Origin of the sequence: Pseudomonas monsensis (assembly GCF_014268495.2) — a bacterium.
GTDB lineage: Bacteria > Pseudomonadota > Gammaproteobacteria > Pseudomonadales > Pseudomonadaceae > Aquipseudomonas > Aquipseudomonas monsensis.
Map to the genome: position 1 here is coordinate 1320060 of NZ_CP077087.1, position 16065 is coordinate 1336124.

A 16065-nucleotide genomic window follows, 5' to 3' on the forward strand; every position below is an offset into this window, starting at 1 on the left:
GTATTCAGATGTATATTGGCGTGTCGGGTTAAACACGCTTGGAAAAGTTTTCGAGCTATCTTTTGTATGTGTGCCGGTATTAGTTTGATTTGCGAATGCAGTCGACAGGCAGTCGTTGCAATTATCAAACTGATCGGAATTTTTATTGATGAACTTTGAAAAAGTTGAAAATACGGCTCTTGCTCGCCAGGGCGAAGCATTGTCCAATATTGTGAAAGAGTTGGAACTGGTACCTGCTTTCAAAGTGATCGTGCAGGATTGTTTGCGGGAAGCTGTTGCGAAGATTGCGCCAGGAGTATTGGTTAGCAAAATTCATATCAATGTTCTTGAGGGGGGCAGCCAAAAAGCAAACGCGCCAATGGGACGTTTGCTTGAGGTTTTTCTGGAGTGTTTGCAGCGCGGCGAAGTACCTGTTTACTCTCCGGCTATCTATGCGATTTACGATTATCCTGGCTCTACCGATTCACGGGATATCATCAAGGGCCTGGATGTTACGGCGGTCGAAAATATACTGTCTGATTTGTTGGGGAATATTGCGACCCGTTACGTTTCCGCGTTAAAAAGATACTGGGAAATTAACGAGGTTTCCCAAAGTGGCTACGCGTATCCAAAACTTTCGCGCAAGTCTGCGTTGGCTGTTCTTCAATCGGTCTTGTTTGAGCGGGAGCTCGATTCATGGACGGCGCACGGTGAAATTACTCAGGAGGAAAGGGCGCGCATCAGTATTACTGTTCAAGCGGGTTTGACAGGCATGGGTTACAGCGTCCATATCGAAGGCCGGAATGGCAGTTATGTTGAGCAAAACTCAATGTTTGTGGTGCCACTGACTAATCCGGTTCACGAACAACTGATTCCAGCAAGCGAGGGTGCCGTTGTTCTCTATTCGCCAGATCGAGGGATCGAGAAGTTCGCCTCCTCGCTGATACTTCAGCAAGCCCTGGTCTCGCGATTGAAGTGGACGGACACGCGGGAGGAGTTTCTGCAGGCGCTGCCGCTCGATGAGCGAGAAGGGTTTGCCTATGGTTACGATGTTCGCTTTTTGAAAGTCCATGGGAATCTGTTCGAACGTTACGCAGAGCAGACGTTGCACAAGGCCTACAGAGACGTCGAATACCACCTGGATCGACTCAACAGGGGCAGTTCGGATCTGGATGGGTGCATGGCGACCGTGGAGTCGACGCAGTCCTTGCCGGAAATTACTCATCACGCCAAAAAAAGGCAGGCCGGTCTTCTGAAGGTTGTGGAGCGGAATGCATGGCCAGACTGGTTGAAAACTACGTCGGATACCAATCAGGAAGTGTACGTTGCACTGCAACAGCGACTTCTCGAAGCCGAAGTAAAACATCATCAGACCACCCATGGCATAACGTCGCTCAAGGACTATTCTCGTGTGGCCGTGGAGGATTTTTTATCCCCGGGTGATGATGAGCGCGTTAATCCGGACAATGTACCCGTAGACATCATTCATACCGTACCGTTGGTGAACGGGCAGAAGATTGAGCTCACTGAGCGTAAAACGCTGACGCAGGTTTTCATGCACGGCGCCAATGATGATGCGGGGAGTTATAAAATTATCCCGCGAGTATTCACTGACAATCCAAAAATGACACCCACGAATCTGATGCGTGCGATTCAGACGCTGAACATCCGTGTGGCCTATAACACGGCGCGCCGCCTGCTTTACTCGCAATCCGATGTTGTCGAATCCATGCGGGAAGTTTTCGGGCGAAAGACCGCACTCACATTGTTTGCCGCTGTATTGCAAAAACATGTGACTTCGATCGCTCAAGATCTGGCAATGCGTTATAACTTTGGTGACGACTCTATCGAAACCATGGGCGTGTCACTCCGGGGCTGGATTAAACCCTTTAAGAATTTGCTGGTGTATCGCAGGAAAGGTGTCGATGCCGAACGAAACCTTCATGTCCTTCATATGCCTGGACTCACCACAGGGAAGGAGTGGTATCAGTTTCCTGATCTGAAATCTTTACAGCATCAGATTGCACGCTGGGTAGTAAGCAAGGAAGGCTGGGCCTATTTGAAAGATCAGGCATACGCAAGCGATAGCGCGAATATAGAGCGGTACTACCTGCACGATAGCCTTCATGAGATGCTTCAAGAATGGTGGTGGTCGGCTATCGAGGTGAAAAGCTTTTCCGAAGACGGTCCGTTGAAGGGCGCGGTTCAGAATCAGATCAGTTGGGATGCCGATCAGGCTGAAGTTGCTACACCGCAATGGTATGTAAAAGCCAAAGTCGCGGATCAGCGCCTGCTTAATCGTTTGAACTATGATTTCAAGGCTGTTTACCACCATGCTAAAGAAAAGCTCGAAATCGTGCCTTTCAAAGAGTTTTCGAGGAAGTTGGTCAGCCAGGAGCTCAACCGATACTTAGGTCGTTCGGGGACTGTTGCTGAAATTAATCCAGATGAAGTCTGGGTAAAATTTCATGCGGATTCGAAAATCAGCCTTACTGAACTGTTCGTTCAGTGGCAGCTGTGGCGCAGTGATGTAAGTGTCTTCCAGAAGTTCTTTTCCTGGGTTTCTCCCGCAGGTAACTATCTGACAGCGCTCGCAGAACAGTTGAGAACCGCAAGCTTCTGGACGTTTACTGGCCAACCTGTCGAGCAGTTGAATGCCAAAGTCATCAACGATCTGATCGGTCTGACGCCAGGTGAAAAATACCTTCAGTATCTGAGAGAAAACTTCCTTGAGCCATCTGATGTCGACTTGAAGGTGAAGCTGTTTCGAAAGACAAAACAGAATGAAATGCTCAGGGCCGCGTTGATTCAGAAAATCAAGGGCGAGCTGTCGCAAGAGCAGTTCAACTGGCTGCAGCGGTTGATTGATGGTTTTGATCATGATTTGCCTCGCGAAAACGTCATCGCTGTGGGAGGCAAGCCGGGAATCGGTGTTTATGAGTTCACGCTCCAAGGTCGGGCCCTGACTGGCGCCTATGTGTTCGGGCGCAGAGTCAACAACCGAGACGAGTTTATGGTCTACGTGCCCAATACTCCGGATGGCAAAGACTTCTTCCCGCTTGAACAGCTGGCTGCTCGATTGACTGGTTCTGCCTTCAGGAAGGTTGTCATGGGGCTGGTGCGTCTGGAGCACCAGCAGATTGTCAAAAGTCTCATTGATAACTATTGGGACGCGAAGCCCTTGGTCACATCGACGCCTGATCTGACAAATAGCTATCCGATACTTAGTTTCCGACAACAGTACCGGGCAAAGATCAGCCATCTTATTGCCGATACGGACTTCCAGACGACCAGCCCATCAGAAGCATTCTGGAAAGATGCGAGGATTCTTGCTGAATTCGCACTGGACGTGGCTTCAATGTTTATTCCGCCCCTTGGTCTTGCAGCGTCGGTGTTGCGCATCACGACATCGGTTGTACAAGGCATTGTGGCTTCCAGCCAAGGTCTCGACGATGCGGCCAATGCTTATTTTGCATCGGCCTGGAGAGGCGCGATCATGCTGTATGTGGGTAAGGTCGGCGCCATTGGTTCTCCCGTGAATCCGCTTGCCTTACTGTCGAATGTCAGAGACTTTGCCGACGTGGTGAGCGCAGTGACCGGTGTTGAGGTCAGTATCAGCTATGTCACGGCTGTGGCCGCGCCGTCTATGGTGGTGAATAGCACGACCCGCTTGCTCAACTGAGGCGATAAACAGCACGAATCACCGCTCTCGGTCATTCGTGCTGTTGGCATGGTTCAGACATGTTCGGACTCATAGCCCATCCGCCAACTCACAGCCCGCGTCGCAGCCAATAAGCGCTGCGCCGCCGGGCCGTTTTCGTCGGCGTGGAACAGCGAGGTCGGGCCGACGATGGTCAATACGGCGGCGATCTGCCCGACGGCGTTGAACACCGGGGCAGACAAGGCATCCACACCCGGCATCAATAAACCATGCACATGATGCAGACCGCGTTCGCGGATCTGTTCACACAACGTCGCATAGGCCTTTTCATCCGCCAGCGGGTGATCGGCAACGGTGATTTCCTGCTCACGCAGCTCATCGGTTTCCCGGTGTGGCAGATACGCGCTGAAGACCAGTCCGGTCGATGAACTGAGCAAGGGCAAGACCGAGCCCAATTGTGTCACCACTGTCACCGCGCGCACCGCCGGTTCGATATGCACCACGGTCGCACCCTGATTGCCCCACACCGCGAGGAAGCAGGTTTCGTTCAACTCGTCGCGCAACTCGGCCAGCGGCAGGGCGGCGACTTTCAGCACGTCCATACTGTTGAGGGCGGCCAGGCCTACACGCAGTGCTTCACGACCCAGGCCGTAATGGTTGGTGGCGGTGTTCTGCTCGGCAAATCCCGATGCGATCAAGGCTTGCAGATAGCGATGCACCTTGCTGGCCGGCATCTGCACATGTTCGGCCAGGCGCGACAGCGACGTGGACGGCGACAACTCGGCGAGGGCCTTGAGGATGTCGGTGCCGACTTCGGCGGAGCGGACTTTCTGTTTGCCGTTGCTGTCGCTGGTTTTTTCCATGGTGCGGTCGGGTTCCGATACGAATGGGCGTCTTTATAGCTTGACGCTGGATAGCGAGCAAATTACGTTATGCGTAATCGAATTACGATAATAACAACCCCGGCGTGCCGAAACCTCTGAGCCAGAGCGATGGGCCACTGCCGACTCCCTGTTCAGGAGGCTCCATGAACCTCGATTCAACCGCGTCGACGCTGGTTTACCAGTCCGGTTTCGGCAACGAATTCAGTACTGAAGCGTTGCCCGGCGCGCTGCCTGTCGGCCAGAACTCTCCGCAAAAAGCCCCCTACGGTCTCTACACCGAGTTGTTTTCCGGCACCGCATTCACCATGACCCGCAGTGAAGCGCGGCGGACCTGGATGTACCGGATTCAGCCTTCGGCCAATCACCCGGCTTTCGTCAAACTGGAACGGCAACTGGCCGGCGGCCCGCTGGGTGAAGTGACGCCTAACCGGTTGCGCTGGAACCCGCTGGAGATCCCGGCCGAGCCCACCGATTTCATTGACGGTCTGGTGAGCATGGCGGCCAATGCCGGTGCGGATAAACCCGCCGGCATCAGCATCTACAGCTACGCCGCCAACCGTTCGATGGAACGCGTGTTCTTCAATGCCGATGGTGAATGGCTGCTGGTGCCGCAACTCGGCCGTCTGCGCATCGCTACCGAGCTGGGCATGCTGGAAGTCGCGCCGCTGGAAATCGCCGTGTTGCCACGCGGCCTGAAATTCCGCGTCGAGCTGCTCGACGCGCAAGCCCGCGGTTACATCGCCGAGAACCACGGCGCGCCGCTGCGCCTGCCGGATCTGGGGCCGATCGGCAGCAACGGCCTGGCCAATCCACGCGATTTTCTGACCCCGGTCGCCGCTTACGAAAACCTGCAGCAACCGACGACACTGGTGCAGAAATTCCTCGGTCAGCTGTGGGCCACCGAGCTTAATCACTCGCCGCTGAATGTGGTCGCCTGGCATGGCAACAACGTGCCGTACAAATACGACTTGCGCCGTTTCAACACCATCGGCACGGTCAGTTTCGATCACCCGGATCCGTCGATCTTCACCGTGCTGACTTCGCCGACCAGCGTCCACGGTCTGGCCAACCTCGACTTTGTGATTTTCCCGCCACGCTGGATGGTGGCTGAGAACACCTTCCGCCCGCCGTGGTTCCACCGCAACCTGATGAACGAATTCATGGGCCTGATCCAGGGCGAGTACGACGCCAAGGCCGAAGGTTTCGTGCCCGGCGGTGCGTCTCTGCACAGCTGCATGAGCGCCCACGGCCCTGACGGTGAAACCTGCACCAAAGCGATCAACGCCGAGCTTGCACCTGCGAAGATCGACAACACCATGGCCTTCATGTTCGAGACCAGTCAGGTGCTGCGCCCAAGCCGCTTCGCCCTCGACTGCCCGCAACTGCAATCCAATTACGACGCCTGCTGGGCCACGCTGCCCGCCACGTTCGACCCGACCCGGAGATAACCCATGACTCAGAATTCGATTAATCGCAGTTGGGTCGCTTCGGCCAATGGCCACGCTGATTTCCCGTTGCAGAACCTGCCGTTGGGGGTGTTCAGCCTCAACGGTTCGGCACCGCGCGCGGGCGTGGCGATCGGCGAGCACATCTTCGACCTGCAAGTGGCGCTGGAGGCCGGTCTGTTCGACGGCGTCGCACGCAGTGCCGTCGAAGCCATGCATGGCGGGCTGTTGAATGCGTTCTTCGAACTCGGTCGCGAAGCTCGCGTAGCCTTGCGCGAACGCTTGCTGGAGTTGTTCAGCGAGGGCAGCAGCCATCGCGGTGCCATCGAAGCCCTGGGCGCAAAACTGCTGCCACTGGCCGCCGATTGCCAGCTGCATCTGCCGGCCCGTATCAGCGATTACACCGACTTCTATGTGGGAATCGAGCATGCACAGAACGTCGGCAAACTGTTCCGTCCCGACAATCCGCTGCTGCCGAACTACAAGCACGTGCCGATCGGTTACCACGGTCGCGCCTCCACTGTGCGGGCGTCCGGTACCGACGTGCGTCGTCCGAAAGGCCAGACCTTGCCCGCCGGCGCCAGCGAGCCGATCTTTGGCCCGTGTGCGCGTCTGGACTACGAGCTGGAACTGGGCATCTGGATCGGCCAGGGCAACGAGATGGGCGAGCCGATCGCCATTGGCGACGCGGCCGAGCACATCGCCGGGTTCTGCCTGCTGAACGATTGGTCCGCCCGTGACATCCAGGCCTGGGAATACCAGCCGCTGGGTCCGTTCCTGTCGAAGAGTTTCATCACCAGCGTCTCGCCGTGGGTCGTCACCGCCGAAGCGCTGGCGCCGTTCCGCACGCCACAACCGGCGCGTCCGGAAGGCGACCCGCAACCCCTGCCGTACTTGCTCGACAACCGCGATCAGGCGGGCGGTGCGTTCGACATCGAACTGGAAGTGCTGTTGCTCACCGAAAAAATGCGCGAACAGAATCTGCCGGCCCATCGCCTGACCCTGAGCAACACCCGCTACATGTACTGGACCGTGGCGCAAATGGTCGCGCACCACAGCGTCAACGGTTGCCAGTTGCAGGCCGGTGACCTGTTCGGTTCGGGCACCTTGTCCGGTCCTGAAAACGGTCAGTTCGGCAGCTTGCTGGAAATCACCGAGGGCGGCAAAAAGCCGATCGAACTGGCCTCCGGCGAAGTGCGCAAATTCCTTGAGGACGGCGACGAAATCATCCTGCGCGCCCGTTGCGCCCGTGACGGTTTCGCCTCCATCGGTTTCGGCGAATGCCGCGGCACCGTGCTGGCGGCGCGCTGACAGGAGCGATTGATGGATCTCTATACCTATTACCGTTCGACCTCGTCGTACCGGGTGCGCATCGCGCTGGCACTGAAGGGCGTCGACTATCAGGCATTGCCGGTCAACCTGATCGCGCCGCCGGGTGGCGAGCATCGGCAAACGGCGTATCTGGCGATCAACCCACAGGGCCGGGTGCCGGCCTTGCGTACCGACGAGGGGGAGTTGCTGATCCAGTCGCCGGCGATCATCGAGTATCTGGAAGAACGTTATCCACAACCGCCGCTGTTGCCAGCCGACCTCGCCGCTCGCGCGCATGTGCGTGGCGTTGCGGCGGTGATCGGTTGCGATGTGCATCCACTGCACAATGTCAGCGTGCTCAACCGTCTGCGCCAATCGGGGTACGACGAACCACAGGTGGTGGAGTGGATCAGTCACTGGATCAGCCAGGGGCTGGCAACAGTGGAACAGTTGATTGGCGACAGCGGTTTCTGTTTCGGCGAGTGGCCGTGCGTGGCGGATGTGTACCTGATTCCGCAGTTGTATGCGGCCGAGCGGTTCAACGTCAGCCTGGACGACTATCCAAAAATCCGCCGTGTTGCCGCACTGGCTGCTGAACATCCGGCGTTCATCAAGGCGCATCCGGCCAACCAGCCAGATACCCCGTAAAGCTTCACGCAATGCCAATGTGGGGATTCGGCGACGCCTGAAAATCATAAAAACAACACAGGTACCTTGCGATGCACAACCAGATTGCCAGCTTCCGGGCGGCGCTCGACGCCCGTCCGGTGTCCCGTTATCAGTGGTTGCTCTTGATCTTGCTCGCCTTGTTGCTGGTCACCGACGGCTACGACGCCCAGGTGCTCGGTTACGTCGTGCCCGCACTGGCTCAGGACTGGGGCCTGGAGAAAGCCGCGTTCGGGCCTGTTTTCAGCGCCAACCTGCTGGGCCTGACTATCGGTTCGCTTGCCGTTACCCCCCTGGCGGACCGTTTCGGTGTGCGGCGGATTCTGCTCGCCTGCGTGCTGATCTACGCCAGCCTGACAGTGCTGATGGTGTTCGCCGATTCCCTCAATACGCTGATGATCGCGCGCTTCATTTGCGGCGTCGGCATGGGCGGTGCGATGCCGAGTGCGATGGCGCTGATGTCGGAATACTCGCCACCACGCCTGCGTACGTTGATGGTGACGCTGGCCGCGTGCGGGTTCTCGTTCGGTGGTGCGGCGGGTGGTTTCGTCGCGGCGGGTTTCATTGACCAGTTTGGCTGGCAAGCGGTGTTCCTCGCCGGTGGCGTCACGCCATTGCTGCTGTTTCCGTTTCTCTGGTGGATGCTGCCGGAATCCCTGCCACGGCTGTTGCGCGACGCGCCGCCCTATACGCGCTTGCGCAACGTCACCGCACGGATGCTGCCGGACTGGCAGCCACCGCCTGCATCTGCCGCGCAGAACGAGCGCGAGCAGGGCAGCAAACTGACCATGGTCGAGTTGTTCCGCAACGGTTATGCACGGCCGACCTTACTGATCTGGGCGACGTTTTTCGTCAGCCTGATTCTGCTGTATTTCATGATCAGCTGGTTGCCGTCGCTGCTGCTCGAAAGTGGCCTGAAACTCAACGAGGCCAACCTGGTGACGTCGATGTTCCTCTTCGCCGGTACCCTGGGCGCCATCTGCATGGCCTGGTTCGCCGACCGCCTGAAACGCAAGGTGCGGTTGTTGTCCGGCGTGCTGGCCGGCGCGGCGCTGTGCACCATTCTGCTGGGCTTGAATCACGACAATCCGCGCTATCTGGTGGCCTGCGTGTTTGCCGCCGGGTTCTGCATCATCGGCGGGCAACTGACGCTGAACGCCTTCGCCAGTAATTTCTACCCGGCACAGGTGCGCGCCACGGGCACCGGCTGGGCGTTGGGCGTGGGGCGTTTCGGTTCGATTCTCGGGCCGCTGTTCGGCAGTCTGTTGTTGGCGATGCACATTCCGGTGGCGCAGATTTTCTTCTTTTGTGCGATACCGGCGGTGCTGGCGGCGTTGTTGATCATTCAGGTGCGATCGCCCGCAGAGGCCGCACTGCCCCCTGTGGGAGCGAGCCTGCTCGCGAAGAACGATAACGCGATCTGACAGGACAAACGGAAGTGCCTGCTTTGCGAGCAGGCGAACTCCCCGCGAAGGCGCTCAGTGCACCACGGAATTCGGCGGCAGGTGTCCGAGCCGCTCCGTCAGACGCAGGCGCTGGATCGGGTCGTCGCTCAGCAGCAGCGCGTGCTCCAGATCGAAACGCTCGGCATTCGGGCAGTCGAGTCGCTGATACAGACTGGCCCGGGCCAGATAATCGGCGGCCGCCGCATTCCCCAGTTCGAGTACGCGCTCGGCATCGACCAGCGCGGCGATGAAGTCATCGTGGGCCAGGTGTAACTGACGCAGGTTGCGTGACAGGCGCTGGAGCATTTGCACCGGTGTCGCTGTCAGCAAATGCTCGCCGTTGAGTTGCATGTTCGGCCCGTACTGACGCTGTAGCAGCTCGCGACAGTCATTCGGATACAGACGTCGACCACCGCAGGGATCGAGCAAATGATCGGCGCCGGGCACGCGCAGCAGGAAATGCCCGGGAAAGTTGACGCCGACCAAGGGAATCTCCAGCCCGCGTGCCAGTTCCAGCGCAATCAGCGCCAGTGTCAGCGGCTGCCCGCGTCGGGTGTGCAGCACTTTGTGCAGCAGCGCCGCCTGGGGGCGCAACGGCAGGAAATCGTCCTGGGCAAACCCCAGTTCAATCATTCGCCGCAACAGGGGCTGGGCCAGTTCATTGACCGGCAGCATCGGTAGCCCGTAGCTGACCCGTTGTTGCAGCTCCTTGAAATCCTGCAGCAGCGCCTCGGGGTCGAGCTCTTTTTCGTGTTCGGCCGCGATCCACAGCGCGCCTTCGAACAGCGCGGGCGGTGAACGGTGCAGGCAGTCGAAAAAGCGTTGGCGCGGACTCATCGAAATCTCCGGGGCATGCCTCGTTTTAGCCCCGTCCTTGGCATTCGTCCAGTGCCGGGCCACGCCAGTCTCGGGTTATGCCGCAAAGCCGCGGTCTGCGCGGGTGCTTATTCCGGTGCGCTTCAGCAATTTTTGGGCGCGAGCCTATACTGGCGTTCTACAAGAAGTGATTCGGGAGCCCAACGATGTTTGCGCTCATGCAAAGCACTCGCCTGGAATCGCTGCACCTTAGCGTTGACCCGGTTACCGGGTTGAAGGCGGTCATTGCCATCCATAACAGTCGCCTCGGGCCAGCCTTGGGTGGATGCCGTTATCTTGCCTATCCCAATGATGAATCCGCGGTCGAAGATGCCATTCGCCTGGCTCAGGGCATGAGCTACAAGGCTGCGCTGGCGGGGCTGGCGCAGGGCGGCGGGGTGGCGGTCATCGTGCGCCCGGCCCATGTGGAAAACCGTGGCGCACTGTTCGAAGCCTTTGGGCGTTGCATCGAACAGCTTGATGGCCGCTACATCACGGCGATCGACAGCGGCACTTCGGTCGCCGACATGGATTGCATCGCCCAGCAGACTCAGCATGTCACCAGCACCACGTCGGCCGGTGACCCGGCGCCGCATGCGGCGATGGGCGTGTTTACCGGGATTCGGGCAACGGCGATGGCGCGCTTGGGCAGCGACAACCTCGAAGGTCTGCGCATCGCCATTCAGGGCCTGGGTAATGTCGGTTATGCACTGGCCGAACAACTGCACGCGGCCGGAGCAGAATTGCTGGTCAGCGACATCGACCATGGCAAGGTGCAACTGGCGATGGAGCAACTCAATGCGCATCCGATTGCCAACGATGCATTGCTCAGCACGCCGTGCGACATCCTTGCCCCGTGCGGTCTCGGCGGGGTGCTCAACAGTCACACGGTGACACAATTGCGTTGCTCGGCAGTCGCGGGCTCCGCGAACAACCAACTGACGCACCTGGATGTCGCCGATCAGCTGGAGCGGCGCGGGATTCTGTATGCGCCGGATTATGTGATCAACGCCGGTGGCCTGATCTACGTCTCGCTCAAACATCGCGGCGAAGAGCTGGGGACGATCACCGCGCACCTGTCGAAGATTTCCTCGCGACTGACCGAAGTGTTCGCCCATGCCCAGGCCGAGAAGCGCTCGCCGGCGCGGGTGGCCGATGAGTTGGCGGAGAAGGTTCTGTATCGCTGAAACGCAAAAGATCGCAGCCTTCGGCAGCGCCTGCATTGGAATACGTATTCCCTGCAGGCGCTGCCGAAGGCTGCGATCTTTTGATCAGGCGATGATTACTTGGCAGCTTTCGCCGCTTTTGCCGGTTTGGCCGGTGCTTCAGCAGACTCTGCCGTATCAGCCACTTCAGCCACTGGCTCAGCCGGTGCATTGATGAGTTCCGACAACGCATCAGGCTGGCTCTTGAAGGCTTTGGCGAACACATCGCGGTTCTTCGCCATGTAGATCCCGACTTCTTCAACCTGTTGCTCGTTCAGCGACGGCACGGCTTTCTGCAACACTTCGGACAGCATCTCAGCCAGTTCGAGCATTTTGTCATGACGGTCAGCTTCGGCTTTATCCATGAACAAGCGCTCCAGATCTCGGCTGCTGCGGTATACCACTTCGACGGCCATTCACCACCTCACATGCCTTCACATTTAGTTGTCTTAGCGACTACTGTATTTATATACAGCGAAAGGATAAGCGAATCCCTGCGCTTTGGGTAGTGGCTTTTTAATGTAGACCGGATTCGGGGTTTGTCAGGGGATGACCGCGTGGTGGCCATTCGCGAGCAAGCTCGCTCCCACAGGCTTCGGTGCAGGCTGGCATGTGCGACCAAACGCCACGGCGCAGCTTTTGCGGGGGCTCGCCATGATGGCGTGGCCTCGTTTCTGCATGAAACAGAGCGCGTGCAGAAAAACCGTCACGTCCAACACGCATCATCCGCCCGAGTCGGGCTAAGGAACATCATCGTGAAAATCAACTGGGCCGAGAAACTGCGGCAAAACGTGCATCAACTGGCCGAGTCCCTGGGCAACCTGTTCGTCGAAACCTTCCACTACCTGGCGCTGTTCGCCATCGGTGCGGTCACGGCGTGGGCGGCAGTGATGGAGTTTCTCGGGATGCTCGAGGAAGGCCACATCAAGATTGATGACATTCTTTTGCTGTTCATCTATCTCGAACTGGGGGCGATGGTCGGGATTTATTTCAAGACCAACCACATGCCTGTGCGCTTCCTGATCTACGTGGCGATCACTGCGCTGACCCGTTTGCTGATCTCCAACGTCTCGCACCACAATCCGCCGGACATGGGCATCATCTACCTGTGCGGCGGCATTCTGCTGCTGGCGTTCTCGATTCTGGTGGTGCGTTACGCCTCGTCACAATTTCCTTCGGTGAAGATCGAGAAACCGCAGCGCAAGCTGGGCGCCGGTTCCGGTGAACACCCGGAGATCGAGAAAGGCGAACTCTAAAGGCCCGCCGACGGTCGAGACTGGCTGTCGATTTGCTGCGGTGGCGGCGGCAGCCCGTCGCCGCTGGTCATCGCTTCGAGGATCGCCATGGCGCTGTGGCCCTGTTCGATGGCGATGCCGAATTGAATACTTTGCACCAGCCGCCGCAAGCGTTGTGGGTCGTTGCGTTGTTCGCTGCTGATCATGCGTTTGGCCACGATGCGGCCGCTGTTCGACAGGGTCAGCATGATGCTGCCGTCCAGGCCCTGAATGCTCAGGTTGATCTGATAGTCCGGCGCGAAGGCATCGGTAATGATCTGAAAAGGATTGTCCATGATGCGTCACCGCCTGATTGAACGTGCAGTTGTTGACCGGCCGTGATCGGGTTGGTTCGCCATACCGGACCATCGGCCATTCCGTGGCCTGTGTGTTGCTTTGTGCAGGAGCTGCCGCAGGGATGTAGCAAGGGCTGTGCCGGGAAAATTGTTGGACAATGGATACGGGATAAAAAAGGCGAGCACCTGGCTCGCCTTTGTCATTTATGGCCCGTTTCAGGGCATAACCGAGTAGATGATCGCCGACAGTGCAATCAGGCCGATCAGCACCACAAACACGTTCGAAACCTGTCCCGAATACTGGCGCAAGGCTGGCACACGGCGGATGGCGTACATCGGCATCAGGAACAGCAGGCAGGCAATCACCGGGCCGCCGAGGGTTTCGATCATCCCCAGAATGCTCGGGTTGAACGTGGCGACGGCCCAGCAGCTGAGGATCATGAACAGCGCGGTCGCCCGGTTCAGCCAGCTCGCCGACATCACCTTGCCACGGCTGCGCAGGCTTTTGACAATCATGCCCTGAAAGCCTTCGCTGGCGCCGATGTAGTGGCCGAGGAAGGATTTGGTGATCGCCACCAGCGCAATCAGCGGCGCGGCGTAAGCGATGACCGGAGTCTGGAAGTGGTTGGCCAGGTACGACAGGATCGAAATGTTCTGCGCCTTCGCCGCTGCCAGATCTGTCGGCGACAGCGCCAGCACGCAGCTGAAGCAGAAGAACATTACCGTCACCACCATCATGCCGTGGGCCATGGCGAGGATGCCGCTGCTCTTGCGCTCGGCCTGTGCGCCGTAGCGCTGTTTCTGGTCGACCGCGAACGCCGAGATGATCGGCGAATGGTTGAACGAGAACACCATCACCGGGATCGCCAGCCACAAGGTCTTGAGGAACACCGACAGCGGCATCGCCTCTTGAGCGCTGGCGAAGAACGCGCCGTTCCAGTTGGGGATCAGGCTCATGCCGAGCAGCAACAGGGCGGCAACGAACGGATAGACCAGCACGCTCATGGCTTTGACGATCACGTTCTGTCCGCAACGCACGATCGCCATCAGGCCGAGGATCAGCACCAGCGACAGAATGGCCCGGGGTGGTGGAGCGATGTGCAACTGGTGTTCGAGAAAACTGCTCAGGGTGTTGGTCAGCGCGACGCTGTACACCAGCAGTATCGGGAAGATCGCGAAGAAATACAGCAGCGTGATCAGCTTGCCGGCACCGATACCGAAGTGTTCTTCAACCACTTCGGTGATGTCCCCGGAGCGTCCGGACAACACGAAACGGGTCAAGCCACGGTGGGCGAAAAACGTCATCGGGAAGGCCAGCACGGCCAGAATCAGCAGCGGCCAGAAACCACCGACACCGGCGTTGATCGGCAGGAACAAGGTGCCGGCACCAATCGCGGTGCCGTACAGGCCGAGCATCCAGGTGGTGTCGGATTTGCTCCAGCCCTTGTGGGCCGTTTCGGTGTTGTGTGTGCGATCTACAGCGGGATTTTCGGCAGCAGGTGTGCGTACATCGGTCATCGTTTTTGCCTCGTTATTATTTTTGCTCGGGCTCACGTTTGGCAGACCGTTGTGCGCGGTCTGCCGGGGCGGTCAGGGAATGCGCGTCAGCACTCCACCCAGCTCACGGCCAGGCCGCCCCGTGAAGTCTCTTTGTATTTGTCATGCATGTCGGCGCCGGTATCGCGCATGGTGCGGATCACCCGGTCGAGGGAAATGAAGTGTTTGCCGTCGCCGCGCAGGGCCATTTGCGTGGCGTTGATCGCCTTCACCGCCGCGATGGCGTTGCGCTCGATGCACGGCACTTGCACCAGGCCGCCGACCGGGTCGCAGGTCAGGCCGAGGTTGTGTTCCAGGCCGATTTCGGCGGCGTTCTCCAGTTGCTCCGGGGTGGCGCCGAGCACATCGGCCAGGCCCGCTGCGGCCATGGCGCAGGCCGAACCGACTTCGCCCTGGCAACCGACTTCGGCGCCGGAGATCGAGGCATTTTTCTTACACAGAATGCCGACGGCGGCGGCACCGAGAAAGAACGCGACCACATCATCGTCAGACGCGTCCGGGTTGAATTTCATGTAGTAGTGCAGAACTGCCGGAATGATCCCGGCTGCACCGTTGGTCGGCGCGGTGACCATACGCCCGCCGGCAGCGTTTTCTTCGTTGACGGCGAGGGCGAACAGGTTGACCCATTCCATTGCCGACAGCGTCGAACTGATCACATTCGGCTTGCCGATTTCCAGCAGGCTGCGGTGCAGTTTCGCCGCCCGGCGCGGCACGTTCAGGCCACCAGGCAGAATCCCTTCGTGGCGCAGGCCTTGTTCGACGCACTCGCGCATCACCGACCAGATGTGCAACAGGCCCTGGCGGATTTCGTCGTCGCTACGCCAGGCACGTTCGTTGGCCATCATCAGCTCGGACACACGCAGGTTGTGCTGCCTGCACAGGCTCAGCAGTTCGGCGGCGCTGGAAAAATCGTACGGCAACACCACATCGCCAGCCGGCGCCACACCGGATTCCGCCTCTGCGGCCTCGATGATGAAACCACCGCCGACCGAGTAGTAGGTTTGTGCGAACAGCTCGGCGGTTTCGCCGAAGGCTGTCAGCGACATGGCGTTGGGGTGGTAGGGCAGGCTCTCGTCGAGCAGCAGGAGATCGGTCTGCCAGTTGAAGGCAATTTCTCTTTGCCCGGCGAGTGACAGGCGGCCCGTTTCGCGCAGTTGCTGGATACGTGGGTCGATGGTCGACGGATCGATACGGTCCGGCCATTCGCCCATCAGGCCCATGATCGTGGCGCGGTCGGTGGCGTGACCGACTCCGGTGGCCGACAACGAACCGTACAAACGGATTTCCACACGACGGACATCGTTCAACACACGCTGATCAATCAGCGCCTCGGCGAAGGTCGCAGCGGCGCGCATCGGGCCGACGGTGTGGGAGCTGGACGGGCCGATGCCGACTTTGAATAGATCGAAAACACTGATAGCCATGCTAAAGCCTTACAAGCAATGGAGTAGGAATCGCTGCCATTTTTTGTAGGCCAAGCGCAATGT

Annotated in this window: 12 protein-coding genes and 1 pseudogene; 7 read left to right on the forward strand and 6 right to left on the reverse strand. The window is 58.8% G+C overall.

Annotation, left to right across the window (positions count from 1 at the left end):
* Positions 1–148 precede the first annotated feature (148 nt).
* Entirely contained in the window at positions 149–3661 is a 3513-nt protein-coding gene (locus HV782_RS05605; RefSeq protein WP_186745556.1) for a dermonecrotic toxin domain-containing protein, read from the forward strand.
* A 53-nt stretch (positions 3662–3714) separates the two neighbouring features.
* Here HV782_RS05605 and HV782_RS05610 read toward each other — a convergent pair whose 3' ends face one another.
* Positions 3715–4503 (reverse strand): IclR family transcriptional regulator, encoded by a 789-nt coding sequence (locus HV782_RS05610; protein WP_186745554.1) that lies wholly within the window; start codon positions 4501–4503, stop codon positions 3715–3717.
* A gap of 164 nt (positions 4504–4667) precedes the next feature.
* Between HV782_RS05610 and hmgA the strand changes: the two genes are divergently transcribed.
* From hmgA to HV782_RS05630, 4 genes are all read left to right on the forward strand, one after another.
* Positions 4668–5972, forward strand: a complete 1305-nt coding sequence (hmgA, locus tag HV782_RS05615; protein ID WP_123464757.1) for a homogentisate 1,2-dioxygenase — start codon at positions 4668–4670, stop codon at positions 5970–5972.
* Positions 5973–5975: 3 nt separating this feature from the next.
* Complete coding sequence (gene fahA, locus HV782_RS05620) at positions 5976–7280, forward strand: fumarylacetoacetase (protein WP_186745552.1); 1305 nt, start codon at positions 5976–5978, stop codon at positions 7278–7280.
* A 12-nt stretch (positions 7281–7292) separates the two neighbouring features.
* Positions 7293–7928 (forward strand): maleylacetoacetate isomerase, encoded by a 636-nt coding sequence (maiA, locus tag HV782_RS05625; RefSeq protein WP_186745550.1) that lies wholly within the window; start codon positions 7293–7295, stop codon positions 7926–7928.
* Positions 7929–7999: 71 nt separating this feature from the next.
* Positions 8000–9370 carry an MFS transporter gene (locus HV782_RS05630; RefSeq protein ID WP_123464763.1) on the forward strand — a complete coding sequence of 457 codons (1371 nt, stop codon included), beginning with the start codon at positions 8000–8002 and terminating at the stop codon, positions 9368–9370.
* A 54-nt stretch (positions 9371–9424) separates the two neighbouring features.
* On the opposite strand, the gene HV782_RS05635 is transcribed toward HV782_RS05630, so the two are convergent.
* Positions 9425–10228 (reverse strand): SirB1 family protein, encoded by an 804-nt coding sequence (locus HV782_RS05635; protein ID WP_186745548.1) that lies wholly within the window; start codon positions 10226–10228, stop codon positions 9425–9427.
* A gap of 185 nt (positions 10229–10413) precedes the next feature.
* Between HV782_RS05635 and HV782_RS05640 the strand changes: the two genes are divergently transcribed.
* Positions 10414–11433, forward strand: a complete 1020-nt coding sequence (locus HV782_RS05640) for a Glu/Leu/Phe/Val dehydrogenase family protein (protein ID WP_123464767.1) — start codon at positions 10414–10416, stop codon at positions 11431–11433.
* 179 nt (positions 11434–11612) lie between these two features.
* Here HV782_RS05640 and HV782_RS05645 read toward each other — a convergent pair.
* Positions 11613–11867: pseudogene (locus HV782_RS05645) on the reverse strand (YebG family protein); the annotation flags it as partial.
* Positions 11868–12206: 339 nt separating this feature from the next.
* Between HV782_RS05645 and HV782_RS05650 the strand changes: the two are divergent.
* The gene (locus tag HV782_RS05650) at positions 12207–12707 is read left to right on the forward strand and encodes a phosphate-starvation-inducible protein PsiE (RefSeq protein ID WP_003221775.1); all 501 of its coding nucleotides are present in this window, start codon (positions 12207–12209) and stop codon (positions 12705–12707) included.
* On the opposite strand, the gene HV782_RS05655 is transcribed toward HV782_RS05650, so the two are convergent.
* From HV782_RS05655 to HV782_RS05665, 3 genes are all read right to left on the reverse strand, one after another.
* Entirely contained in the window at positions 12704–13021 is a 318-nt protein-coding gene (locus HV782_RS05655) for a DUF3509 domain-containing protein (RefSeq protein WP_123464779.1), read from the reverse strand. The genes HV782_RS05650 and HV782_RS05655 overlap by 4 nt on opposite strands.
* 216 nt (positions 13022–13237) lie before the next feature.
* Entirely contained in the window at positions 13238–14539 is a 1302-nt protein-coding gene (locus HV782_RS05660; RefSeq protein ID WP_186745546.1) for an HAAAP family serine/threonine permease, read from the reverse strand.
* An 86-nt stretch (positions 14540–14625) separates the two neighbouring features.
* Positions 14626–16002, reverse strand: coding sequence for an L-serine ammonia-lyase (locus HV782_RS05665; RefSeq protein ID WP_186745544.1), 1377 nt, complete (start codon positions 16000–16002; stop codon positions 14626–14628).
* Between the last annotated feature and the right edge of the window lie 63 nt (positions 16003–16065).